Annotated in this window: 17 protein-coding genes and 9 tRNA genes; 15 read left to right on the top strand and 11 right to left on the bottom strand. The window is 67.9% G+C overall.

The annotated features are described in order from the left end of the window. Positions 1-237 precede the first annotated feature (237 nt). The gene (locus AB0I12_RS19875) at positions 238-1,215 is read right to left on the bottom strand and encodes a tyrosine-type recombinase/integrase (protein WP_359931502.1); all 978 of its coding nucleotides are present in this window, start codon (positions 1,213-1,215) and stop codon (positions 238-240) included. Between the two features lie 264 nt (positions 1,216-1,479). Here AB0I12_RS19875 and AB0I12_RS19870 point away from each other — a divergent pair, with 264 nt between their 5' ends. Then, positions 1,480-1,938 carry a hypothetical protein gene (locus AB0I12_RS19870; RefSeq protein ID WP_359931499.1) on the top strand — a complete coding sequence of 153 codons (459 nt, stop codon included), beginning with the start codon at positions 1,480-1,482 and terminating at the stop codon, positions 1,936-1,938. A gap of 103 nt (positions 1,939-2,041) precedes the next feature. Here AB0I12_RS19870 and AB0I12_RS19865 read toward each other — a convergent pair whose 3' ends face one another. Beyond that, a complete protein-coding gene (locus AB0I12_RS19865) occupies positions 2,042-2,524 on the bottom strand; it encodes a YfbM family protein (RefSeq protein ID WP_359931496.1) in 483 nt (160 codons plus the stop codon). A gap of 314 nt (positions 2,525-2,838) precedes the next feature. On the opposite strand from AB0I12_RS19865, the gene AB0I12_RS19860 reads away from it, so the two are divergent. Beyond that, positions 2,839-3,066: a hypothetical protein gene (locus tag AB0I12_RS19860; protein ID WP_359931494.1), complete on the top strand. Its 228-nt coding sequence runs from the start codon at positions 2,839-2,841 to the stop codon at positions 3,064-3,066. A gap of 653 nt (positions 3,067-3,719) precedes the next feature. Here the strand turns inward: AB0I12_RS19860 and AB0I12_RS19855 are convergent. From AB0I12_RS19855 to AB0I12_RS19845, 3 genes are all read right to left on the bottom strand, one after another. Further along, the gene (locus AB0I12_RS19855) at positions 3,720-4,412 is read right to left on the bottom strand and encodes an alpha/beta hydrolase (RefSeq protein WP_359931491.1); all 693 of its coding nucleotides are present in this window, start codon (positions 4,410-4,412) and stop codon (positions 3,720-3,722) included. A gap of 178 nt (positions 4,413-4,590) precedes the next feature. Beyond that, on the bottom strand, positions 4,591-5,280 hold the full coding sequence (locus AB0I12_RS19850) for an alpha/beta hydrolase (RefSeq protein ID WP_359931488.1): 690 nt from the start codon (positions 5,278-5,280) through the stop codon (positions 4,591-4,593). A 122-nt stretch (positions 5,281-5,402) separates the two neighbouring features. Continuing rightward, positions 5,403-8,330, bottom strand: coding sequence for a LuxR family transcriptional regulator (locus AB0I12_RS19845; protein WP_359931485.1), 2,928 nt, complete (start codon positions 8,328-8,330; stop codon positions 5,403-5,405). Positions 8,331-8,826: 496 nt separating this feature from the next. On the opposite strand from AB0I12_RS19845, the gene AB0I12_RS19840 reads away from it, so the two are divergent. After that, complete coding sequence (locus tag AB0I12_RS19840) at positions 8,827-9,312, top strand: hypothetical protein (RefSeq protein WP_359931482.1); 486 nt, start codon at positions 8,827-8,829, stop codon at positions 9,310-9,312. Positions 9,313-9,636: 324 nt separating this feature from the next. Here AB0I12_RS19840 and AB0I12_RS19835 read toward each other — a convergent pair. Further along, positions 9,637-9,712 (bottom strand) — tRNA-Thr (locus AB0I12_RS19835). A gap of 1,057 nt (positions 9,713-10,769) precedes the next feature. Between AB0I12_RS19835 and AB0I12_RS19830 the strand changes: the two genes are divergently transcribed. From AB0I12_RS19830 to AB0I12_RS19795, 8 genes are all read left to right on the top strand, one after another. Beyond that, positions 10,770-10,845, top strand: a tRNA-Pro gene (locus AB0I12_RS19830). Between the two features lie 82 nt (positions 10,846-10,927). Further along, a tRNA-Arg gene (locus tag AB0I12_RS19825) sits at positions 10,928-11,001 on the top strand. 2 nt (positions 11,002-11,003) lie between these two features. After that, a tRNA-His gene (locus tag AB0I12_RS19820) sits at positions 11,004-11,077 on the top strand. A 59-nt stretch (positions 11,078-11,136) separates the two neighbouring features. After that, positions 11,137-11,210, top strand: a tRNA-Leu gene (locus AB0I12_RS19815). A 70-nt stretch (positions 11,211-11,280) separates the two neighbouring features. Continuing rightward, positions 11,281-11,727 (top strand): HNH endonuclease, encoded by a 447-nt coding sequence (locus AB0I12_RS19810; protein ID WP_359931479.1) that lies wholly within the window; start codon positions 11,281-11,283, stop codon positions 11,725-11,727. 33 nt (positions 11,728-11,760) lie between these two features. Further along, positions 11,761-11,833, top strand: a tRNA-Gln gene (locus tag AB0I12_RS19805). A 25-nt stretch (positions 11,834-11,858) separates the two neighbouring features. After that, positions 11,859-11,951: transfer RNA gene (locus tag AB0I12_RS19800), tRNA-Ser, on the top strand. 79 nt (positions 11,952-12,030) lie between these two features. After that, the gene (locus AB0I12_RS19795) at positions 12,031-13,176 is read left to right on the top strand and encodes an RtcB family protein (RefSeq protein ID WP_359932129.1); all 1,146 of its coding nucleotides are present in this window, start codon (positions 12,031-12,033) and stop codon (positions 13,174-13,176) included. Between the two features lie 61 nt (positions 13,177-13,237). Here AB0I12_RS19795 and AB0I12_RS19790 read toward each other — a convergent pair whose 3' ends face one another. Further along, entirely contained in the window at positions 13,238-14,224 is a 987-nt protein-coding gene (locus AB0I12_RS19790; RefSeq protein WP_359931476.1) for a hypothetical protein, read from the bottom strand. 676 nt (positions 14,225-14,900) lie between these two features. Here AB0I12_RS19790 and AB0I12_RS19785 point away from each other — a divergent pair. The 4 genes from AB0I12_RS19785 (at position 14,901) to AB0I12_RS19770 (ending at position 18,323) form a co-directional block, all read left to right on the top strand. Next, a tRNA-Ser gene (locus AB0I12_RS19785) sits at positions 14,901-14,991 on the top strand. A 120-nt stretch (positions 14,992-15,111) separates the two neighbouring features. Beyond that, positions 15,112-15,939 (top strand): alpha/beta hydrolase, encoded by an 828-nt coding sequence (locus tag AB0I12_RS19780; protein ID WP_359931473.1) that lies wholly within the window; start codon positions 15,112-15,114, stop codon positions 15,937-15,939. Between the two features lie 26 nt (positions 15,940-15,965). Then, positions 15,966-16,049, top strand: a tRNA-Tyr gene (locus tag AB0I12_RS19775). 360 nt (positions 16,050-16,409) lie between these two features. After that, a complete protein-coding gene (locus AB0I12_RS19770; protein WP_359931470.1) occupies positions 16,410-18,323 on the top strand; it encodes a heparinase II/III family protein in 1,914 nt (637 codons plus the stop codon). Here AB0I12_RS19770 and AB0I12_RS19765 read toward each other — a convergent pair. The 4 genes from AB0I12_RS19765 to AB0I12_RS19750 are packed head-to-tail and all read right to left on the bottom strand — an operon-like array spanning position 18,303 to position 23,059. Continuing rightward, positions 18,303-19,598 (bottom strand): alpha-L-fucosidase, encoded by a 1,296-nt coding sequence (locus tag AB0I12_RS19765; protein ID WP_359931467.1) that lies wholly within the window; start codon positions 19,596-19,598, stop codon positions 18,303-18,305. The two genes, AB0I12_RS19770 and AB0I12_RS19765, sit on opposite strands and share 21 nt — an antisense overlap. Then, positions 19,595-20,962, bottom strand: coding sequence for an FAD-linked oxidase C-terminal domain-containing protein (locus tag AB0I12_RS19760; protein WP_359931464.1), 1,368 nt, complete (start codon positions 20,960-20,962; stop codon positions 19,595-19,597). Before AB0I12_RS19760 ends, AB0I12_RS19765 begins: the two co-directional genes overlap by 4 nt. Further along, the gene (locus tag AB0I12_RS19755; RefSeq protein WP_359931461.1) at positions 20,952-21,818 is read right to left on the bottom strand and encodes a U32 family peptidase; all 867 of its coding nucleotides are present in this window, start codon (positions 21,816-21,818) and stop codon (positions 20,952-20,954) included. The genes AB0I12_RS19760 and AB0I12_RS19755 overlap by 11 nt, the downstream gene beginning before the upstream one ends. Next, positions 21,815-23,059, bottom strand: coding sequence for a DUF2088 domain-containing protein (locus AB0I12_RS19750; RefSeq protein ID WP_359931458.1), 1,245 nt, complete (start codon positions 23,057-23,059; stop codon positions 21,815-21,817). Before AB0I12_RS19750 ends, AB0I12_RS19755 begins: the two co-directional genes overlap by 4 nt. Positions 23,060-23,105 lie beyond the last annotated feature (46 nt).

Raw genomic sequence — 23,105 nt, 5'->3', positions numbered from 1 at the left:
CGGATCGCGGCTAGATGAGTGCGCTACGTCTGCCATGCTCGCGGCATGACCGAGCCTCTTGTCGTCAAGATCTCCGACCTTCGACACGCGTTGAACCGTGTCCTCGACGCCACCGAGACCCTGCTCGGACCGGAAGTTGCCGTGCACACCGATTATTACTGGCATCTGCCAGTCGATGCTGCGTTCGACGTGTACACCGAACCGCAGGCGCTCACGACGGGCCAACTGAGCGACGACCTAGGAGTCGTACCCGACCGGAGCGATGGCGTCCCTGAGATGGCTTCGCACGACCTGATGCATCTGGCCGGGGTCCTTCGAGCGGTGGAGTTGGCTGTCCGAGTACGAACGTCCTGATCTCGGCAGAATCGGTAGACCTGTCAGGTGGCGGAGCCCGTGTCGGTCCAGGTTGTTGCGGGCGCGGTTGTAGCGCATGGTGGTTCGCGGATCGGCGTGGCGGGCAGCGATTTGCACATCGCGCAGGTCGACGCCGGCGTCGAGCATGGTGGTGACGAAGGTGTGCCTGAGCATGTGCGGGTGCATCCGTGGCAGCCTGACGCCGGCTTGTTCGGCGAGGTGCCGCAGTCGGCGGATGGCGCAGTACCGGTCCATCCGGGTGCCGCGTGAGGTCAGCAGGATCGGTCCGGTGGTCCGGTCGTCGATGGCGCGGCCCACGGCTGGGGGAAGCGGCACCAGCGCGATCTTGTCGCCCTTGCCGTGCACGCGCAGAAACCGGTGGCCGTGTTGTTCGTCGAGGTCGCGGATGTCGCTGGCGGTGGCCTCGAAGATCCGCAGCCCGAGCAGACCCAACATGGTGACCAGGGCGAAGTCGAACCGGTTGGTGGACTGCCTGGCCGCGGTCAACATCGCCTCGAACTGCAGGTGACTCAACCCGAGGGTCGGTGATTGGGCCGGTACATGGGGGCGGCGCACGTACTCGGCCGGCGACTGCTCGAGGACGCCGTCGATCACGCAGGTCCGGTAGAAGCCCGCGACGACCGACAATCGGCGCGACACCGTCGACGGCTGGTGCCGGCGCACCTCCTGTAACCACCGGACATAGAGCTCAACGTGTGGCCGGCCCGCTGCCAGCGGGTCCAGGCCCCGCAGCTCGCACCACACCAGATACGCCCGGAGGTCCGACTCGGTATGGATACGGGACTGGCCCTTGAACCGAGCCAGATACGCAGCGACAGCTAACCGCAGCACGCGAGACATGACGACACCGGAATCGGCGGCCCTGGCTGTGAGATCTCCATGCCCCCAGTGCCCAAGAACGTGCCAGCCGCGTCAACGCTCACAAATTCACCATCTGCGGCTAGATCCGGACGTTCCCGATGGCCGGTCGAGAGCAGTGAGTTGGCGTCGCATCCTCAGAGTCCGCAGGACGTCCGACATGGTGCCAGCACACGACAAGAGACCGCCTCATCAGCGATTGCAGTTCGTGCTGCATGATCGTGCGCATGCTGGCAGGCTCAGGGCGTGGCAATCAACAGGATCTCCTCGCCGATCGTGGCCGGCGGGATCGATGACGGGCTAGCGCGGTCCTGGCTTACCTGCGTGCATGCCGGTCTGCGCGAGGAGTACTCCAATACCCGGGTACTCAGCACGCTGAAGCCGCCGGGCCCGGGCTGGAACTACTACAGCGTCCTGGTTGGAGACCCCACGGGCGCGAGGCTTCGCCTGCTGCTCAACGCTGCGGGCCGCCTCGTTGCGGCATCCGACGACGCCGAGGTACCCGCCGTCGGTCCACTGGATTTCGTCGACGTCCCGCACCGGCAACCCTTCACAGACGGGGGCTTCGTCGTCGCGTCTGCTGAGGATTTGTGGACCGAGCTGGCTGGCGAACACCTTGCGGCGCTCTCGGCGGACGACCTGGCCGACGTGGACTACCACCGACCCGCGCGGGTTGGTGACCTGCTCTTCAACTGGTTCGACTGAGCGTCGACAGCGGCCGGCATGGTCGGACGCTACGTGCTGACTGCGGCTATGTCCGGACGTTACTGACCACTCGTCAGTTCGGCGCTGCTGGCGTCGGCGGGTACTAAGCCGTGAAGATGACGTGACGCTTACTCGTGGCGGCCTGCTGCCAGAAATCGGTGAGATCCGTGAAGTTGTCCCACGTGTAGTCGAAGTCTTCGTCTCCGAACTCCGCGTAGTCCGCGGCGTCGATCTGCTCGTAGCCTCTGCGCAGCGACTCCTGGGTAACGGACATGAGCGCGGCAGCGACAGCAGGAACTTGGTCTTTGTCGACCAAGACGACCAACTCGTCCTCGCCGCTGGTCAGCAGCTTGCCACCTAGGACGGCGAGGTTAAGTGGGCCGGAGCCGTTGTCGAAGGCAAGCCGGCCGTCGGTGAGACTTCGGTGGATCGCATCCCAGGCCTTGTCGGTCGCCACGTTGTAGTCATCGTCACGCTCCTCGATGATCTCGTGCACATACTCAGAGATCGCCTCGTCGGTGCCGTCCATCTCGAGAAGCTGCTCACGATCATCGTCGGTGATCGCAAAGTGCATGCCCAGGCTCATTTAGGTGCCCTCCCTCATCGCGGGATTCCGAGGTGCACATTGTGCCTGCTTGGCCTGCTGTCGTTCGGACAAGGCACGCACCTCCGCAATTCGGCAGATCCGCGCATTGGCCGGCCACCTCAAATTGGTCGCCAGACGCCTGGCCTGTCGCGCATCAGTTGACGGGAATCTGTCGCGGATCTATCGGCGGACCACACCAGATGAGTCAGACTGTCTGCCGCCGACGCAAGCGACATTCGCCTACTAGGTAGTCGACAGCAGATTGCGCGGTCTACGCACGGTCGTACTGGAAATCAGGTGGCAGCATTGGCGGCATGGCCAACGAGCCGACACACCGGCAGACGACTGTCAGACAGCTGATGGCTGCTTTGGAGCAACATCAGTCCGACGCGGTGGTGATCATCGAACTCCAGCCCACGACGGCTGACCTCCCACCCGGCACAGAGGAACTTCAGATCGTCTGCGGCGTCGAGATCCCGCAGCAGAGCACGACGTCGCCCGTCTTTCGGCTGAAACTTCAAGACAGACCAAGCCCTTGTTGAAATGGTGCAGACTGGCGGCTCCACGTCAGCCCACAGTTCGGCAGTACGCTCCTGGTCTCGATCACGTCCGCTGAGACGTCGAGCTGGGTTGGTGCGCAGGTCGCTGTGGCTGCAGTCCTTGCAGCGTTGCTCGCTACGTCGCGACTCTGCGTCCGATTTTGGACTACGCGATCGCTGACCGCAGGATCACCAAGAATGTGGCCGCCTCGGTCAAGGCTCCGAGCGGTGGGCGGTCGCGTCGGGGCGGGCTTCACCTCACCGTGACGCAACTTCACGACCTGGCCGCCGCTTGCCACGGACGATAGGCAGAGCTGGCCCTGGTGCTCAGCCTCGCCGGTCTGCGTTGGGGCGAGCTGGCTGGGCTGCAGGCCGGTGATCGGATCTGGGTTCCTGGTCTTGGTCTACGCCTGCAGCGGGCAGTACTCGCTAGCGGAGGTTCAGGCGAGCGATTCGTCGACACCCTGAAGAACAAGCGGGCTCGGACCGCCCCCTGGTCGACGACCTGGTCCCGATCGTGGATCAAGTCTGCGACGGCCGAAAGCACGGATCGCGGCTGTGAGCGGATTCGCTGCTATAGCAGCAGGACTGTGTTTCATGCTTCCGCGAGTGTGTCCCCTGCCCATGTAGGCGGGCCGGGGCACTCTCGGGCTAGGTCAGGAGGATGCCTTGGCGGCGTCCTCGATCAGGTCGGCGACGAGTTGCGGTTGGCTGATCATCACGACGTGGGACGCGGTCGGCGCCTCGATGACCTTGCGGAAGTTCGCCCGGCTGTACATCCAGCGCTCGGCCGCTGGTGGGATCGCCTTGTCCTTGCCTGCGACCAGACCCCACGACGGGATCGTCTTCCATGCGGCGGCCTGGGTCGGGTAAATGAAGGAGTCCGCATCAAAGGGGCGCTGCGTTGCCTGCAGGAGCCGGAACTGGGCCGTGGAGAGGTCGGCCGCGAACGCGGCCTGGCCGTCCTTGCTCAGATACAGGTCGGTTCCGTTGGTGCCGTCGGCCTTGGTGTATGGGACGGGCACGCTCACGGGCAAGACTTCGCTGCCTGGGAACTTGTTGATGAGATCCGCCTGCGTCTCACCCAAGTCGGGCACGAATGCTGCGATGTAGACCAACGCCTTGACGTTGGTCTTTCCGGCGGCAGCGTTCGTGATGACTGTTCCACCCATCGAGTGTGCGACCAGCACGACTGGCCCGCTGATGGAGTCCAGCAGACTTCCGATGTATGGGGCGTCGGTCGGGATGCCCCTCAGGGGGTTGGACCCCGCGATCGTTGTGAAGCCTTCGTGCTGCAGCTTCGGGATGACTCCGTTCCAGCACGAAGAGTCCGCGTAGCCGCCGTGCACCAGCACGATGGTCGGCTTGCCCGTCGGCCTGCTCCCGCTTGACGGAGCCGTAGCGGCGGCTGCGGCCGTTCCGAGAGGGGTAGCAGCCAGTGTTGCCGACCCGACGGCGGCAGCGCCGGCCGCCAACACCCGTCGGCGTGAGACGTTCGGATCCATGGTGGTCTCCTTGTCGAGGGTGTCAGTACTGGACGGCGTTCGCAGCCTGTTTGATGAGGTCGGCGGTCGCCTCGGGCTGGGACACGTACACCGAGTGGCTGCCGGGCACCTCGACCACGGTGGCGCCGGCGCGCTCGGACATGGCGCGCTGGGCCGGCGGCGGGATCATTCGGTCGTCGGTCGCGACCAGGTACCAGCTGGGCTTGGACCGCCATGCCGCCGTGGAGACGGTGCCGGCGAGGGCCTCAAGGCCCCACGGCACCTGGGAGTTGGCCATGAACTCTGCCAGCTCCGGCTTGAGGTCGCCCGCGAACGAGTCGTGGAATTTGGCCTTGTCCAGAGCGAGGAGCCCGTTGCGGGGCGGCAGGATGGGCGGCACGGGGGCACCGGGAGGCGGGTCGGCGATCAGGGTCTGGACAGATTCGCCGGTGTCGGGGGCGAACGCGGCGATGTACACGAGCCCGGAAACCTGAGGGTGGGTGCCGGCCTCGGTGACCACGACGCCGCCGTACGAGTGTCCGACGAGGATGACGGGGCCATCGAATTGCTCGAGCACGTGGTTGACCGCGGCTACGTCGCCCTCCAGCGACATCGTGGGGTTCTGGACTACTGCAACGTCATAGCCGTCGCGGCGGAGCAGGTCGTGGACGGGCTGCCAGCCGGAGCCGTCGACGAAGCCGCCGTGGATCAACACGATGGTCGGGGTGCTCATGATGCTCTCCTCCAGTCGGGCCCCCGGGGTTGGGGGTCGCTCGACGCTAGGAGCAAGGGGCCGGTGCGCGCGTGCGTCAAATGACTGGGTTCGGTGCCGGTCAGTCGCTGGCACTAATCGACTCAGTCGGGTGGGGGCGCGCTGGCTTTGTTTTCGCTGGCCTGCGGATGTGCTGCCAGGGCATCGCGGAGCGCGGCGCGGGAAGTGATGCCGAGCTTGGGGAACAGTTCGTACAGGTGGGTTGCGACCGTGCGCGGGGAGAGGTACAGCCGCTCGCCGATCTGCTTGTTGGTCAGTCCGGCTGCCGCGAGTTCGGCGACCTGCCGTTGCTGTGGGGTCAGAATGCTGGTTGGTTCGACCTGTCGTGGACCTGACGGTGGCGGCGGCGGCTTGGTCTTCCCGGCGGCCCGCAGCTCGCGGGCGGCCCGTTTCGCCCACGGTATGGCACCGAGCCGGTCGAATGCCTCAGTGGCATGGCTCAGCTGGATGGTCGCGGCGGCGGTATGGCGGGTGCGGCGTAGGTGTTCTCCGTACGCGAGATGGATGCGGGCCATCTCGAACGGGAACAGGCGGGCGTCCGGCGCGGCGAGCGCGGCCTCGAACGCGTCGGTTGCTTCCGCAGTTGGTGCGGTGCCGGCGGCGGCGATGGCGGCGGCCCCGAGGACCATCAGGTTCAGGCGAGGCGAGATGCGACCGATGCCGGCGTCCGTCACGGCTGCCACGTGGGCGGCGGCTTCCTCGGCCCGGCCGGAGCGGGTCGCTGCCTCGGTGAGGTCCAGGATCAGCCACATCGCGAGCGGTGTGTGCGTAGCCAGCTCCCCAGGTCGGCTGACCAGGCAAGCGTGCCAGAACGCGACGTCGTACTCGCTGCGCGCCAACGCTGCCTGGCAGTTGAGGTGGGCGATGTAGTGCTGGATGCAGCCGACGCGGCGCGGGAACCCCCACGCGGCCATCCGGTCGGTCATCGCCCGGACTGTGTCCTCGTGGCCGCGGGCGGCCGCGACCAGGCCGTGCAGGAAGTTCCCCGGCCACGCGAGCATGTCGAGCCCAAGGTTGTCGCACAGCAACAGGCCCTCACCGGCCTCCCGCTCCGTCTCGTCCCAGGCGCCGGTGAAGTAGTGGTGGTTGGCGAGCAGGAACAACGCGTCGATCGAGGAGGTGACCGCGCCACCAGCACGGCCGTCGTCGACGACGCGCCGCAGAGCCGGCAGACAGCCTCCGACCCGGTCGGTGAACACGGCGGCGATGCCGACACGGCGGATGTGGGCGGCGTTCTGTTCCTGGTGCAGCCGCGCGATGGCGGTGTCGAGGTCGTCCAGCACGTCCACGGCTCGGCGAGCCGGGTCTCCAAGCGCGGATCGGAGCAGCCTGAGGTCCAGCGGGGGCGCCGGATCGAGCCGGGCCATTGCCGTGTCGAGGGGCTCCCACAGTTCGGCGCGGCCGCCGAAGTAGCAGATCAGCAGCAGCGTGTGCAGGGTTTCGACCAGGATCTCGTTGTCGGCGCGGAATGCTCCGCGGCGCATCTCGATCGCGTTGACCAGCAGCCGGTAGGTGGTGTCCAGGTCCCCGTTCTGATTGAGCAGTTGGGCGGCCGCCGCGAGGGTGACCGTCAACGCTGCGTCCGGGTCGGCCTCGACGGCGTCCTCGTCCAGCAGCGGGGGTGCCAGGCCGAGGTCGCCGGTGACGTTCGCGCCCAGGTAGGCCGCGTGCGCCAGGCGTCGGAGCTTGCTTGAGCGCTGGGGAGTGAGGTCGGCGGCGCGGACGTAGGCCGCCACCGCGCCGACCGGGTCACCGCGGCCCGCCGCCCTGTGCGCGACCTTCTCCAGCTCCGCTGCCACTCCTTCTTCGGGCCCGAGGGCGGCTGCGGCCAACTGCCAGGCGCGGCGGTCAGGGTCGTCGGCCAGCCGCGCGGCGAGCATGGTGTGCGCCCGGCGCCGTTCCGAGTCGGTCGCCATCGCTACAACCGCAGACCGAGTCAGGGGGTGCCGGAACGCCAGGCGGCGGGTGAGCGGGTCGATATTGATGAGGTTGGCGGCCTCGGCTGGTCCCAGCGCGTCGAGGGCATCTCCACGCGATGTGTTCGCGCCCGGGTCTGTCAGAACGCGCAGGTCGCCGGTGCCGTCGAGGGCGGCGAGCAACAGCAGGTCGCATGTATCCGGGGGCAGTGAGCTGACGCGGGCGGCGAAGACCGCCTGGAGCCGGTCAGTGACCGGAAGCACGTCAGCCGCACGCAGGGACTCGGCGTGACCGAGGCTCGCCAAAGCCATCGGCAGCTCAAGCAACGCCAGCGGGTTGCCCCGGGCATCGTGGACGATGCGACGACGGGCCCGGCCGGCCAGATGAGGGAACGTCTCGTTCAGCAGCGTTTGCGCGGGCTCATCCGCCAAGGCAGCGACGGACAGTCTGGTGAGGTCGACGTCGTCGAACAGACCTGCCTCGCCGGTGCGTGCCGCGCCCAGGAAGCCGATCGGTTGCTGGGCGAGTCGGCGGCCGACGAATGCCAGGACCCGGGCGCTCGCCTTATCCATCCACGGCAGGTCGTCGACGACCAGCAGCACCGGCTGGTGCTCGGCCGCTTTCCTCAGCAGCGCCAAGGTGGCGGTGGAAACCAGGGTGGGGTCGCCGGCGTGGGTGCCGCCGAGCTGGACCGCGGCGCCGAGCGCCTCCCAATCAGCGGGATCGAGTTGTGGCATCAAACCGAAGAACGGGCCCAGCAACTGGTTGAGGGTGGCGAAGCTGACCTCGACCTCGAACTCGACACCCGCCGCGCGCACCACGTGCAGCCCCAGGTCGTACGCGTGTGTGGATGCTGCCTCAAGCAGCGCCGACTTGCCGACTCCGGGTTCCCCGGAGACCAACAGAGCTCCGCCACGGGCAGCATCCACCTGCGCGAGGAAGTCGCGCAGGGCATCCAGCTCGCCAGCACGACCGACCAGACCCCGTCCCGGGCCGCGCGGTCGCCGGGGGTCTGCCACGGCCGACCCGTGAGCACCAGCGTCAGGAGCCGGGACAGGCGACGTGCCTTCGCGTTCAGATTCCCGATCCGTCATCAAAACCCCCGGCCCCGAGAAGGCTAGGCCTCCGCCCATCTCCCGCGGTCGAAGAGCCACATTTTAGCGGAACGAACCTTGTGCCGAGCGCCCCGGCGCGATCAATAAGCCCCGTCGCATCCGTCGCGCCGAGAACTTGAGCTGGTCTGCCCGGGCAGCTAGCGCCATAGTCCGCCGGGCTTTCACGGGGCTCGCTGGTTCTTGGCAGGGGCTTGTTCCTGTGTAGTCGTGGCGGCGCAGCTGGCGAGTAGCTTGAGGGCGTCTTTGGTGGCGGAGCCGGATTCGGATGCGTAGATGGTCATGGTGAGGTCGGGCTCGGCCCGCGGACGGCGCCAGAAGCGGTCGGCTGCCCGGAGGGGGTCCATAGCCCTGACCGCTGGAGACGTTGGACCCTCGTGCACACGAGCGCGGAGCGGATGATGGCAGAAGAGATGAGCTGCCCCGTTCGCTACCGGGGAGACTCCCGGTGGGCAGGGTCCAACCGAGGGAGGTTCCCATGCGAGTACTACACACACCGAGATCCTCGAAGAAGGCTCCGGCCCGCGACGGGCCGATCTCACGGACCGCGAAGTCGACCGGCCGGTTCGGCTTCCACTTCCTGGAAATGTGCGCGGTCATGTGCCTCGGGGGTGGGGTCTTGATTGCCGTGTTCTTCGGCATCGCGTCGCTTCTCGGGTTCACCGACCTGAGACAGGACGCCCCCGCGCTGTCAGCGCTCATCTGCTCCGTCATCCTGGCGGGTGCGATGACTGGCTGGATGCGGTTCCGGCGCATGGAGTGGCGACCCACTCTGGAGATGGCCGGGTCGTCCGTGGCAGCCGGCGTACTGCTGATTGTCGGGTACTGGACCGGCATCGTGTCGCAGGAGGCACTGGTTCCGAGCGTGTGCGGTCTGGCATGCGTCGCCATGATCGCCGTCATGCTGTTCCGCCTGCCGCTCTACTCAACCGGCCACGCCGGCCACCATGGTGGTGCGACCTGAGCAACTGCCGGAGGCAGGTCCGGAGAGCGCTGACCGTCTCGTCGCGACCCCTTCACGGCGAGGGGTCGCGATCTCGGCAGGCTGAATCGAGTTGACGCGGCAGACGAGGTGCTGCGCGAGCGTTCGGCCTGGTGCCCGGACCCGAAGGTGGCTCACGCGTCCCGGGCACGCCTCGGCGACGACCATGGACCTCTACGAGCACCTGATCGAACCTCGCGGACGCCTGCAAGAGGCGCGGGGACACCACGGCGACCGAAGGCGATCGAAGGCTGGGAACGACGAACCCCCAGCGTCGGAGAGTGACCTCTGACCTGGGGGTTTGGGTGGAGCCGCCTGTCGGAATCGAACCGACGACCTTCTCATTACGAGTGAGACGCTCTGCCGACTGAGCTAAGGCGGCGTGTACCGAGGCAAGAGTGTAGCGGGAGGAGGGCGTGGATTCCGAATCGGATCCCTGGCGAGGTACACCGGGGCGCGAGCGTGTGGTCGGGGTCACTCCACAGACGGACGGCCTGGCGTGCCGCAGACGCCGTACGGCGAGCCGGCCGTTGGCGGATGGCGGGAGCACCCCACCGCGTACGACGGGGCTCACACCCATCCCGTACCGCGGGGCACACCGTCCCGAACGGCGGGGAGACACCTCCCGTACGGCGGCGAACACCGTCTCTCGGCGTGCAGCGGAAGCGCGCCTTACGACCGGGCGCACACCGTCCCGCACGGCCGGGCACGCCACCCCAATCCCGCGGGGCACCACGTCCCATAACTGCGGCGAGCGTCGTCTGTTGGCGTACGGCAGAAGCCCCCTGCTCGTGGTTTCGCTGTCCCGTGTGGTGGGGGCATGTCGCGGCGTAGGGCGGGCAGTGCGTGCTGGGCCCGTGGGCGCTGCCGGGTGGCGCGTGCGCCCTCCAGCGAGAACGCCTGTCGATTTCGGAGCCGGCCGGCGGAACTGGGTGGTGGGAGTGTGCGTCGGAGGGGTGCGGGAATGACGGGGAACAATTGTTCTGGGAAATGCGTTGACTTCACCATGAGTGTTGGGTGAGACTATTTCCCGCAAGCGACAGAACCTGAGGAGACAGATCGTGTACGGAACGCGAATCGCGAACGAAGCCTGGCGGCGCGGCCGCATGGCTTTGTCGGCGTGCCTGCGATCTGTGGGCGATGAGGCCTTCTACCACCAGCTCAGCCCGCGTTCGGGCGGTCCGCCTGGGTGATCTTCCGCTGGGGAGATCTCCAAGCGAGCCGTCTGAGCCGGGTCCCGGCAGCAGGCGGCTCTTTTCTTTTGCCCGGTAACGGGTCACGTCGGTGCGCAATGGTTGCGGACCGGATTCCAAACCCGCGTCACGAGGGTTCGACTCCTTCCACCGATGCTTTTCCGGTATTCACGGATATCGGCACGAACAATTGACAACTGGACATTCATCGCAATTTCCCCGGGGACCGCGACGCCCCGGGGAGGACCAGCTGTAGGCCAGCGGCCAGGCCACCTCATTTGGGTTGAGGAGATCGGAGGTTCGAGTCCTCCCAGCTGGACCAGGCGCCCGCAGGATGCTTGCTACCGGCCGAGCGGGCGCCACAAGCGTGCCCTCCGCAGTACATCCGGCGCAGGGCACCACGAACGCCCGTGGCTCAACCGGACAGAGCGCCTGCCTACGAAGCAGGAGGGTGCAGGTTCGAATCCTGCCGGGCGTGCTGTGTCCGAGGCAGAAGCGGGCGATGCGCCGGGATGTGGACCCGGAGGAAGCGGGTTCGAGCCCCGCCGGACACCCTGAGTGACACGGTTGCCACGCACGACGGTCGCCGTACGCAACAGAACGCAGTACCCCCGCGGCTCTGGCCCAACTGGGAGAGGCGCCTGGCTTAGAACCAGGAGGTTCAGGGTTCGAATCCCTGGGGCCGCACACTGACCGACACCGTTTTCCCCGACCTGCTGACCGCGGGTCGGGCACACTGGAGGGGAGGAGGAACCACATGAGCGGTGTGATCGTCCTGAACGCCTCGTACGAGCAGCTGCACGTCGTGTCGATCCCGCACGCCATCAAGATGCTCGTCCGCGAGGTCGCGGTCGTCGAAGAGGCCCACGACGGCGCCAGCATCGGACCGTTCCCCCTCCCGCGCGTGCTGCGGCTCGTCCGGTACGTCGTGATGAAGTGGCGCTACGCCTCCGGCCGACTGCAGTACACACGGGCCGGCGTGCTGAAGCGCGACAAGTACACGTGCGCGTACTGCGGCCGCCTCGGCGCCACCACGATGGACCACGTGGTGCCACGATCACGGGGCGGACGCGGCGAGTGGCTGAACGCCGTCGCCGCGCACTCGACGTGCAACGAGAAGAAGGGCTCGCGAACACCGGAAGAGGCCGGCATGCCGCTGTTGTGGCAGCCGTGGATCCCTTCCCGTGCCGAGTTGGCGCTCTGACGCGACACCCACCGGTGCCGCCGACGAGCGCGATGCCAGGTGGGCGACGGTGACCCACCCTCGGTTCTGACCCGAGGCCCCGCAGGTTCGAGCCCTGCCCTGGCAGCTGTACGCCGTCCCATCGGCGGCCTGGCAGAGTAAGCCGAGTTTCGGCCTAACGGCAACCGTCTCGAAAACGGTCTGTCCCTCAACGGGGCGTCAGGGTTCAAGACCCTGCTCTGCCGCATGTACACGATCAAGGAGGGTGGGGAGATGAACGTGGAGCTTCCGGTTGAGCTGAGTGGGGCGAAGAGCTCCACGCTGATGTGGGCTCAGGAGTACGACGTCGACGCGAAGGCGCTGCAGCAGCTGCGCAACATCGCGGCGCTGCCGTGGGTGCACGGTGTCCGGGTGATGCCGGACGTGCACCTCGGCAAGGGCGCGACCGTCGGGTCGGTGATCGCGATGTACCAGGCCGTGTCGCCGGCGGCGGTCGGGGTCGACATCGGGTGCGGGATGGAAGGCGTGCTGACCTCGCTGACGGCCGCTGACCTGCCAGACGACCTGTCGGCGATCCGGTCGCGGATCGAGGCCGCCGTACCGGTCGGTTTCCGGGCGCACGAGGACCCGGTCGGCGTACGGCGGCTCGGGCTCGACCCGCGGCCGTGGGACCGGCTGTGGGGCGGGTTCACGAGCCTGCACGACGGGGTGCAGGACCGGGAGCGGAAGGCCAAGCAGCAGATGGGTTCGCTGGGCGGCGGCAACCACTTCATCGAGGTGTGCCTCGACGACGAGGACCGCGTGTGGCTGATGCTGCACTCCGGCAGCCGGAACATCGGCAAGGAGCTCGCGGAGCGGCACATGCGGATCGCGCGGGCGCTGCCGCACAACGCGGATCTCCCGGATCGCGACCTGGCGGTGTTTCTGTCCGGCACGCCGGAGATGGACGCGTACCGCCGGGACCTCACGTGGGCGCAGGAGTACGCCGCGCGGAACCGGGCCGTCATGCTCGCGCTGGTGATGCAGGCGGTGCGGGAGTCGTTCGAGGTCGACGTACGGTTCGAGCAGCCGATCTCGTGCCACCACAACTACGTGGCCGAGGAGCACTTCGACGGACTCGACCTGCTGGTCACCCGCAAGGGCGCGATCCGGGCGGGGCGCGGTGACCTCGGGCTGATCCCGGGGTCGATGGGCACCAGCTCGTACGTCGTCCGCGGGCTCGGCTCGGAGCGCTCGTTCTACTCGGCCTCGCACGGGGCAGGCCGGCGGATGAGCCGCAACGAGGCGAAGCGCCGGTACACCGTCGACGACCTGGTCGCCCAGACCGCCGGCGTCGAGTCCCGCAAGGACGCCGGCGTCGTCGACGAGATCCCTGCCGCCTACAAGGACATCGACTCGGTCATCGCCGCCCAGTCCGACCTGGTCGAAGTCGTCGCCCACCTGAAGCAGGTCATCTGCGTCAAGGGCTGAGTTGTCCGGCTGCGCCGGTCGAGAGGTTCCGGACACACAGGGTGTCCGGAACCTCTCGACGCTAGAGCAGACCGGCGGCCTGGAGAATTGTTGCGTCCGCCTTGTAGGGATAACTGTGGCCGTGTTCGAGACTCTTCTGCGTCAGCTCACCGCCGACCTTGTCCACATGGAAGGTCGACCAGGCGCGACACGTCTCGCAGGCTTCGCAGGTGAGGAAGGGCCGCAACAAATGCAGTCGACGGTCGCGGTCGGCCAGGTAGAGACTTCCGGTCTCGATCTTGTTGCTCGGGTATTCCATCGTGGTCGTAGGCACCACGGGGTGATCTCCCACGAGTCGCCGGAAGCTGACGGCTGCGGTCCCCCGGAAGTCGTCCCACATCACTGAGCTCACGTGGATGAGATGCAGGTCAGCGAGGAACAGTGAGCCGGCCATCAAGCTTGCAAGATCGTCGTGTGCCTCCTCGAGGGCTGAGGGCAAGGTGACTGCATCGAGTGTCCGTCCGTGAGCCTTGTCGTTGCGTCTGGCAGACAACCGTCGCCTGGCTGCGTCTACCTCCTGCTTGCTCAGCAATGCTCCGAACTCGTGCAGCGGATGGTCGGAGGCCAGGCCACGTCGCTTCTTCGCCCCGCTGATCTCCTGCAGTATTGCTACCCATTCACCCAGTCCCGGGCCGCCCGGGCCGCCCGACAATCGGCGCCGAAGAGCTGCTACAGAGGCCAGTTCGATACCGGCGTGGTGGGCGAGGGCAGCCGCAATCAAAGCGCTGTAACCAAGCAACACCTCGGCTGCTTCAAGTACGGCGTCATACGCCGGCCCTGGGTCACTTGTGCTCAACCGGGCCTCGAGCTCCCGCCAACGCAACGCAACCGGATACGGCATTCGAGTGCGGATGATGTAGCTGGGATCATCCAGCTGCGCAGCCGCTTCGGCCCGAAGACGGCTGAGCTGTCCGATCTGGATCACGGATCTCCGAGCGCTGTCCAAGCTCACGTCGGTGTCGAATATCAGGTCGGCGACAGCCGACGCATCGGCACTCCACTTGGACATCTGCTGACTCGCTGTGTCGAGGTCTTCGAGGGCCCGTCGAGAGCGCTTCGTCGGGCGTCGGCAGCATCAAGGCCGTCAGGTCCCTGGGAGCGATTCGTGCCCGGCCGAAGCCTCCTCGAGCCAATCCGGCGACCGCTTCAGAGCGCAAGAGGGCGAGGATCAAGCGCGCATGCTCGGCCGACACTGTGGCCGTCGGGCGCAATACCAGGATGCTGCCGACGGCTGCCGCAGGCAGATCGGACTGCTCGACCCGAACTGCTTTCGGACGACCAGTGACGATCTCGGACAGCAACAGATCGCCTGCCTGCAGGTGGTAGCGGCTGGGCACATCCGTGCGCCACACATCGGCGTCCCGATCCGCCTCTGCGATCGATCCGTCGCGACCGAGGTGCTTGAGCCACAGCAGCCTGGTCGCGCCTGGTTCGTCTGGAGAACAGGAGTCCTCGGGTGCACGCGACCTGGCTGTGTAACCGCGCTGGATGGTGATGACAGAACCGAGCGGAATGCTCAGCGCGGATCGTGCTTCCGAACTGTCGGCAGCCGGCTCCGATGGCAGATCACGGACGAAGGACAAGGTTCCCCCCTGGGACAACGATGCCGGAATCCTATGCCAGCGCACGTCGCGTGACGCCGGAATGTCCGCCCGCCGTCAACAGGGGAGACGGCGGACGGGGTTGGTGAGATCCGCCTGTCGGTAGGGGCAGCGGTTTGCTAAACCGTCGGTCGGCTGACATGCCGGCCCGTGAGTTCGAATCTCACTCTCACCGCTGGGTGGCCGGGACCGACCGGCCACCCTGCCAGGTACGTGGTTGTTCGCAGTGCGGCCCGCAGCGGGTTGGGTAGTTCTTCGGAAGCGGAGGTACGTCGCCGGGATCTACGTTGAGGGCATGACGGCGCGCGAGCGGCTGCTCCAATGCCTGCCTGTCGACGAACGGCGGATCGACGTCAACGACGTCGCGACAGTCGTTCTCGAGGGCGGGGACGGACCGCCGCTCATCCTCCTGCACGGCGGTATCGAATGCGGCGGGGCCTACTGGGCGCCAGTGATCCCGCAGCTGGCGGAGCGCTACCAACTCGTCGTGCCTGATATGCCCGGGCTCGGCGAGTCCGCGGCAGTCGCTCGGTTGGACCAGCAGGTGTTCGACGGCTGGCTGCAAGCACTGCTCGAGCAGACCTGCGATCAGCCGCCGACCTTGATCGCGCATTCGCTCGTCGGGACGCTGGCGGCACGGTTCGCCGCGAGTCACGGCGACCAGCTCCACCGGCTGGTGCTGTACGGCGTACCCGGGATCGGTCCGTACCGGTTGCCGATCGGACTGCGCGTGACCGCTGTCCGATTCGCGGTGCGGCCCTCCGAGGCGAACATGGAGCGCTTCGAACGCCGCGCGTTCGCCGACCTCGATCCCGTACGACGCCGCGACCCGGACTGGATGCAGGCGTTCAGCACGTACACGCGGAGCCGCGCACGAGTACCGCACGTCGGGCGGACCATGCGCCATCTGGTCGCCACCTGCACCAAACAGGTCCAGGACCGGATCGACGTTCCCACGACACTGCTCTGGGGCGCCAAGGACCGATTCGTACCGCTGTCACTCGCGGCAGAGGCAGCCGGCAGGCTCGGCTGGCCATTACGAGTGATCGACGAGGCCGGACACGTCCCGCACATCGAGCGACCCGCCGCTTTCGTCGAGGAAGTCACTCGAACACAAGTCTGACGAGCCGTACGCAACGCGTCGCCTGAGCAGGAGCGCCGTCGTGGGAGGGGCGGGGCGGGCTGTAAACCCGTTGCCTTGGGGCCTAGCAGGTTCGAATCCTGCCTTCTGCACGTAGGACCAACAACAAACCAGAGAGGAGGACCGGCCGTGGCCGACCTCAGGAACAGGAAGCGAGTGCCTGGCGGCAGGACCGGTGCTCCGGTGCAGCAGGGTCACTCGATGCGACGTGTGCTGCTTGCCTGCGGGCATGTGCAGCGCGATCGGATCGCCCACCGTGGGGATCACGTGTGGTGTGAGGCTGACTGCTCCGACTGGATCCGCGTGGTCTCTGTCGAAGAGTAGTCACTCGATCACGCCCGCCCGGGCCAAGAAGACCCACCGCAACTTTCTCCGCCGGTTGACCATCGTGGCGGTTGTACAGGTTGTCACCGCCGGGCTGGGGGGCCGCGGACGAGTGGGTGGGGAAATGCATGATCAGATGGTTGCTGACGCTCGGCCTGGTGGCCGGCGGGCTGGCGGGTACCGGCGCGATCGCCGCGGCCGGGACCGGTCCGGGGATCGCGATCGCCGCGGATCTGCCGGAGCCGGAGGGCGCGCAGTTCATGCCGGGGGCAACGAACGTCGTCCCGGCGACCGCTGTGGCTGCGAAGAGCGCCCGAGCGATCACCACCGGGGCAGGTGGCACCTACACCTGCCCCGGTTTCAGCACGGTCGACGACGCCACGCCGGTGTCGTCGATACTCCAGGACACCTACATCTGGGGCGGATTCAAGCCGTACAAGGTTGGTGACGGCAACGGAAACGTCAACTGGCGACTGAATCCTTACAACAATCCCAGCTGGTACATGTGGCTTCACTCGCTTCGTTGGCTGGGCCAAGGAATCACCGCGGCCGCCCAGGGCGACACCGCCGCGCTCGACCACGTGACGACGATCGTCCGCGACTGGGTCCGCGACAATCCGTACTCCTGGAAGGGCGACGTCGGCGCCTGGGAGTCGACGATGCACCGGACCAACGTGATCATCTGCACTCGGCAAGCAGTTCTCACCGCCCTGGACGCCACCACGCTGCCGGCACAGTACAGCTGGCTCGACGCGGCGCTGCTCGACCACGCCCAGTTCCTGGTCAGCAACTGGAGCGGCGCCTGGAACCACGGCACCGACGAGAGCATCGCGCTGTTCGGCGTCGGCTGCACGCTCGGCCGCACCGACTACATGACGCTCGCGCAGCAGCGCCTCGACGCCGGCATCACGACCTCGATCGACGCCGAGGGTTCGACCAACGAACAATCGACCGCGTACGCGCAGTTCAACTACTCCCTCTGGGGCCGTGCCGTCGACGTGCTGCGAGCCTGCGGTGCCGACCCCGGTACGACGATCGCCGCGCGCCGCGCACTCCTGGCCGACTGGCTCACCCTGGCAACGAACTCCCTCGGCAACCTCCACCAGATCGGCGACTCCGAGGTGGTCCGTACCGCGGCTGTCGCCGGAACGCCGCTCGAGTACGCCGGAAGCCTCGGCGCGACCGGCACCGCGCCGACCGAGCGTGTCGGCATGTTCTCCGCGGGCTATGTCTTCGGCCGATCCGGATGGGGCAAGTTCGCGGACCAGTCGTCGTACAGCATCAGGTACGGTCCGACGCGGCAGCTGCACGGTCACAGCGACCACACGTCGCTCACGTACACCGCTCGCGGGCGGGACATCCTGATCGACGGCGGCCATGCCGGCTACCAGAACGACGTCTGGCGGACCTGGGCGAAGAGCCCCTTCGCCGGCAGCGCAATGACGACGCCGCTGTCGGCGGGCACGCGGCCGGTGACCAAGCTGACCCGGTCGCAGGTCAGGCCGAACGCCGACTTCTTCGAGTTTTCCGACGTACCGGGGGCCGGCATCAGCCGCGTCCGCGGCGTCCTCGTGCTCAGCAATCCGGACCTGGTCGTGACGCTCGACCGTGCGTCGTCCAAGACCGCGCAGCAGTTCCAGACGCTGTGGCACCTGCCCGCGGACCAGAAGGCGACCGTGTACTCGCGGACCACCGCCCTGGCGGCGAAGCCGGGTGAGGACACGCGGACGATCCTCTTCCAGGTGCCGTACCGGCAGGTTCTGCCGCCGGGCGCGATCCTGCTCAAGCAGGCGCAGACGAACCCGATCCAGGGCTGGACCTACCCGAACATCAACACTCGTCTCCCGGCGCCGACCCTGATGTTCGCGCGGTCCGGCACGACGGCATCGATCCTGTCGTTCATCGCGCCCGTCAGGGCCTCCGGTGGCGTCACGTACGCGACCCGCTGGTCCGGTACGACGTACGTCGTCGACCTGAGCGTGGCCGGCGTCCGCACGTCGATCGGTATCACCGCGGGCGGCTCACTCGTTCGCCTGGCCTGACCGATCCAGCAACGGGTCGAAGTGGACGCTCAGCGAGACGTCCGCTTCGGTCCGGCTGGACAGGACCCGGACGCGTACGTCGGCAGGCGTGATCGGCGCGGGCAGCGTCAGCAGGCGGCGGTGGCCGATGGTGGTGCCGTCGGCGATCTCCTGCCATGAGCCGTCGACCAACGCGTCGACTGCGAAGGATTCGACCTGCTGCCCCCGTGAGATGTCTTCCCGCAGATCGAGCACGTTCACCCGGCCGGGCAGCGTCACCGGTGTGCCGTAGTACTCGCGCACCGCCACACCGAAGGCCGTCAGCGCGGCGACGTCCGGATCGGCGAACACGCCGCGACGGTCGGGCGGGATGTTCAGCAGCAGTACGGCGTTCCGCCCGACCGACTTGCGATAGATGTCCAGGAGCTCCGGCACCGACTTCACCGCGGCGTCCTCGGACGCGTGGTAGAACCACCCGGGCCGGATCGACACGTCGACCTCGGCCGGATACCAGCGCAGCTCGTCGGCCCGGGCCAACTCGTCCGGCCCGGCGACGGAGGGCGCCGTCTGCTCGGCCACCATCGTCCCGTTCAGGAACGGTACGACGCTCCACTCGGTCTCCCGCGCGAATCCGTCCTCGTTGCCGACCCACCGCACATCAGGCCCGCCGATCGCGATCGTCGCGTCCGGGGCGAGCCGGCGGATCAGGTCGAACCACGCGTCGTACGCATAGGTCTGCGCGCTGCTCGTCGGATTCGCCCCGTCCAGCCAGACTTCGGCGATCGGCCCGTACGACGTCAGCAGCTCGTGCAACTGCCGCAGGTAGAACCGGTTGTAGTCGTCGACCACATACGAGAACTCGCCGACCTGGGACGCGACGGCCGGGCTCCCGTTGCCGTAGTACCCGCCGGGCGACTTCTCCTGATAGAGGTCCGCCGGCGACAGATAGATCCCGAACCCGAGCCCGGCGGCCTGACAAGCGATGGACAGCTCACCGACGACGTCCCGACCGTACGACGCGGCAACGGTGTGCGGCAGGTACTTGCTCGGCCACAGGCAGAACCCGTCGTGGTGCTTGGCCGTCAGGATCACGCTCTTGAACCCGGCGGCGACCAGCGTGGAGACCCACTGCGAGCAGTCGAGCGCCGTCGGTTCGAACGCGGCCGGGTCGTCGAGACCGGTCCCCCATTCGAGATCGGTGAACGTGTTCGGCCCGAAGTGCACGAACGCGGTCAGCTCCTGCCGCTGCCAGGCCAGCTGCCGCGCCGAGGGACGGACGGCGGACGGATCGATCACAGCAGCACCTTCCCTGGGTTGAGCAGGTTCAGGGGGTCGAAGGCGGCCTTGATCCGCCGATGCAGCTCGAGCCCGACCGGCCCGAGCTCGGTCTCCAGCCAGCGGGCCTTCAGCGTGCCGATCCCGTGCTCGCCGGTGATCGTGCCGCCGAGCCGCAGGCCCAGCTCCATCACCGCCCCGAACGCCTCCAGCGCCCGCGCCTCGGCGGCCGCGTCGTCGCGGTCGAAGACCACGGTCGGGTGCATGTTCCCGTCACCTACATGCCCTGGGCAACAGATGAGTACGTCGTACTTCGCGCTGATCTCGGCGATCCCGCGCAACAAGGTGACCAGCTGCGACCGCGGTACGGAGACGTCGTCGATCAAGGTGACGCCGAGCGGTTCCAGCGCCGAGTTGACCAGGCGGCGCGCTTCGAGCAGCATCCGGGACTCCTCGGCGTCCGAGGCCTCGGCGACGTCGACGGCACCGTGCTCGGCGCAGATGGCGGCGATCCGCGCAACGTCTTCGGCGGCCCGTGCTCCCCGGTCGGACTGCGCGAGGAGCATCGAGCCGACGTTCTCCGGCAGCCCCATGTCCCGGTAAGCCTGGATCGCGCGCAGCGTCGGCTGATCGAGGAACTCGAGCAAGGACGGGCGCAGGCCGGAGGCCATGACAGCGGCTGCGGCGGCAATGCCGTCCTCGATCGTCAGGAAGGTGGCGGCAGCGGTCAGTGCGGCCTCGGGGGCAGGCTGCAGCGCGAGCGTCGCCTCGGTCACCACCCCCAGCGTGCCTTCGGAGCCGACGATCAGCCGGGTCAGGTCGTAGCCGGCGACGCCCTTCGCCGCGCGGCGGCCGGTGCGCACGACCTCGCCCGACGCCAGGACGACTTCCAGGCCGCGCACGAAGTCCGACGTCACGCCGTACTTCACACAGCACAACCCACCGGCGTTCGTCGCGATGTTCCCGCCGATCGTCGACATCTCCCACGACGACGGGTCCGGCGGGTAGAACAGGCCCTTGTCCAGAACCGCGCGGGACAGCGAGGCGTTCACCACGCCCGGCTGGACGACGGCCACCTGGTCCTCGACGGACACCTCGAGGATGCGCGCCATCCGGGACGTCGACAGCAACAGGCAGCCGTCGATCGCGTTCGCGGCGCCGGACAACCCGGTCCGCGCGCCCTGGGTGACCACCGGCACCCGGAACTGGGACGCGACCCGCAGCACCTCCTGCACCTCGGCGGTGCTCCCAGGCCGGACGAGCGCCCGCGGCGCCCCCGCCGTACAGAAGGTCGCGTGATCGTTGCGATGACTGTCCAGGACGTCCGGGTCGTCGACGACGTCCTCGAGGACCGACCGGAGCCGGCCGACGAACTCATCCCTCATCTTGCTCCGCGAGCAACCGCAGGATCAGCTCCGCGCGCCGCACGCGCTCCCGCCCGAGCGCCTCCGCCGTACCGGCGAGGTGCGCGCCGACCGGGTAGATGTTCGGCGCGTTCCGCAGCCCCATCTTCAGGTACACCGGCGCCGCGGCCCGGACGACATCCGGTACGTCGTAGAAGCGGACGTGGCCGCCCTGGTCGTCGGGAACCTCGATGTACATGTCGATCGGCACCGTCGTCACCGAGCGGATCTCCGCGAGCACCGGCACCGGCAGGTCGGTCGACACGTTCAGGCTGGTCGCGCCGAGCCGCTCGTACAACCGCGCGGTCGGGGCGTTCGGCAACGGCATCAGCACGGACGTCTTCAGCACCAGGTCCGACGGCAGCTCGCCCTCGATCTTCAGCTGACCGAGGATCTCCAGCACGCCGATGTCGCCGACGAGCAGGCTGCGGACGCCGAGCTCGACCGCCCGGTACGCGTCACACAACGACGCCGCCACCTGGTCGTTGCCTCGCGCAACACCGCCGACCGCGGCCGACACCTTCGCCTGACCGCCGATGTCCCACGCGCCGCGCGGCCCGAGGAACAGGCACACCTCGACACCCGACGACGCGCCGAGCGACAGCATCTCCTCGATCTCGCCGTCGGTCAGCATCATCACGCCGCTGCCCTGCGACACCCGGTCGATCGTGACGCCGCGCTCCTTGGCCTCCTCCAGGACCGCCGTCATCACCCGCGGTCCCTCGCAGGACGGGATCTCCACCTTGTACGGCGACCCGTCGGGGAAGGTCTTCGTGGACGCCTCCCCGGGCCGGAAGCCGCGGTCGGCGAGCAGGGCACGTGCTTCGCGAAGGTTCATGTCTCGCTCCAAGGTCCGAGTCGTCCGGCCGGCGCCAGGTCCCGCGCCGTACCGGTGATCTCCAGGTCGAATCGTTCGGCCGCCTCGGTGAGCAGGGCCGGTGTCACCATCAGCTCGTTCGGCGACAGGGTGTCCTTGATCCGGGCCAGCCGGAGCTCGGACCAGTGCCGCCGTCCGCACATCGTCACGGCCGCGAGTACGGCCGCCTCGTCGTCCTCCATCACCATCGGCAGCCGCGAGCGCCGCGCCCCGCCGGCGCCCGAGGTCAGCGCGTTCACGTAGCTGGCCCGCAGGTCGATCTGCTCCAGCAGCCGTGCCGGGATCACGTCGGCCAGGCCAAGGCCGGACGCGTTGCCGTGCGACGCCGGCGACAGCGAGTGCACGCTGATCGCGGCGATCGACGGCGACTCGAACTCGGGGATGCCGTGCACCCAGCAGCGGCCGATCACGTTCGTGTCCATCCCCGCGCCGGACTTGTCCTTGCCGAGCTCGTCGACCACGAGGACGTCGAGCTCGTCGAACGGCAGCCTGCCGAGCAGGCTCGAGGCCCTTTGCAGCAGGGCGTTCTCGGCCGCTTCGGCGATCCCGTCGGCGGCCAGCAGCTCGACCGCGGCGGTCTGCTCGTGGGCGTTCTCCAGGATCGCCAGCCCGCCGAGGATCTTGCCCTGCGCAATCACCATCCGGGCCGCGGCCTCGATGTTGGCGCCGAGCGACGGGATGCCGCCGGCGTGCAGGGAAGCCGCGCCGAGGTGGTTGCCGAGCCCGATCGCGAGGATCTTCGCGATCCCGCTCTCGATCGGTCCGCGGAAGTCCGTGTGCGGCTTGATCCGGTTCACCAGCAGGACGCCGTCGGCCTTGGCGGCAATCGCGTCGTGGTGCACCTCGGTGCCGTCAGCCAAGGTGCCGATGACGACCGTCTCCATCGTCGCTTCGACGGTGCAGCCCACGGTCTCGGGAGTGATCCCGAGACTGGCGAGCATCTCGCGCTGCCCGTCGGCGGTCGCGCCGCCGTGCGAACCCATCGCCGGGATGACGAACGGCGCGGCGCCGGCGTCCCGCAGCCAGTCCACGGCCGCCTTCACCACCGGCACCAGGTCGTGGATCCCCCGGCTGCCCGCCGTCACCGCGATCCGGGCGCCGGGCAGGACCTGCTCCCGGAGCGGCTCGAGCGCCGCGCGCGCGTCGGCGTACGGGTCGGCCGACACCGGCAGATCTGTGAGGATCCGCCGGATCGGCGTCACCTGCGGGAGGGTACCCGCGGGCCGCAGCCCTCGTACCGCTTCAAAA

It is taken from the genome of Kribbella sp. NPDC050459 (assembly GCF_040655315.1).
Taxonomy (GTDB): domain Bacteria; phylum Actinomycetota; class Actinomycetes; order Propionibacteriales; family Kribbellaceae; genus Kribbella.
The sequence above is the reverse complement of the archived record's forward strand: the minus strand, read 5'-3'. Positions and strand labels throughout refer to the sequence as shown.

Excerpts from the sequence above, each read along its gene's own strand:
- AB0I12_RS19760 (WP_359931464.1), bottom strand. The coding sequence starts at position 20,962 with ATGAGGGATGAGTTCGTCGGCCGGCTCCGGTCGGTCCTCGAGGACGTC.
- AB0I12_RS19860 (WP_359931494.1), top strand. The coding sequence starts at position 2,839 with ATGGCCAACGAGCCGACACACCGGCAGACGACTGTCAGACAGCTGATG.
- AB0I12_RS19780 (WP_359931473.1), top strand. The coding sequence starts at position 15,112 with ATGACGGCGCGCGAGCGGCTGCTCCAATGCCTGCCTGTCGACGAACGG.
- AB0I12_RS19795 (WP_359932129.1), top strand. The coding sequence starts at position 12,031 with ATGTGGGCTCAGGAGTACGACGTCGACGCGAAGGCGCTGCAGCAGCTG.
- AB0I12_RS19850 (WP_359931488.1), bottom strand. The coding sequence starts at position 5,280 with ATGAGCACCCCGACCATCGTGTTGATCCACGGCGGCTTCGTCGACGGC.
- AB0I12_RS19790 (WP_359931476.1), bottom strand. The coding sequence starts at position 14,224 with ATGTCCAAGTGGAGTGCCGATGCGTCGGCTGTCGCCGACCTGATATTC.
- AB0I12_RS19810 (WP_359931479.1), top strand. The coding sequence starts at position 11,281 with ATGAGCGGTGTGATCGTCCTGAACGCCTCGTACGAGCAGCTGCACGTC.
- AB0I12_RS19865 (WP_359931496.1), bottom strand. The coding sequence starts at position 2,524 with ATGAGCCTGGGCATGCACTTTGCGATCACCGACGATGATCGTGAGCAG.
- AB0I12_RS19845 (WP_359931485.1), bottom strand. The coding sequence starts at position 8,330 with ATGACGGATCGGGAATCTGAACGCGAAGGCACGTCGCCTGTCCCGGCT.
- AB0I12_RS19840 (WP_359931482.1), top strand. The coding sequence starts at position 8,827 with ATGCGAGTACTACACACACCGAGATCCTCGAAGAAGGCTCCGGCCCGC.
- AB0I12_RS19770 (WP_359931470.1), top strand. The coding sequence starts at position 16,410 with ATGATCAGATGGTTGCTGACGCTCGGCCTGGTGGCCGGCGGGCTGGCG.
- AB0I12_RS19755 (WP_359931461.1), bottom strand. The coding sequence starts at position 21,818 with ATGAACCTTCGCGAAGCACGTGCCCTGCTCGCCGACCGCGGCTTCCGG.
- AB0I12_RS19875 (WP_359931502.1), bottom strand. The coding sequence starts at position 1,215 with ATGTCTCGCGTGCTGCGGTTAGCTGTCGCTGCGTATCTGGCTCGGTTC.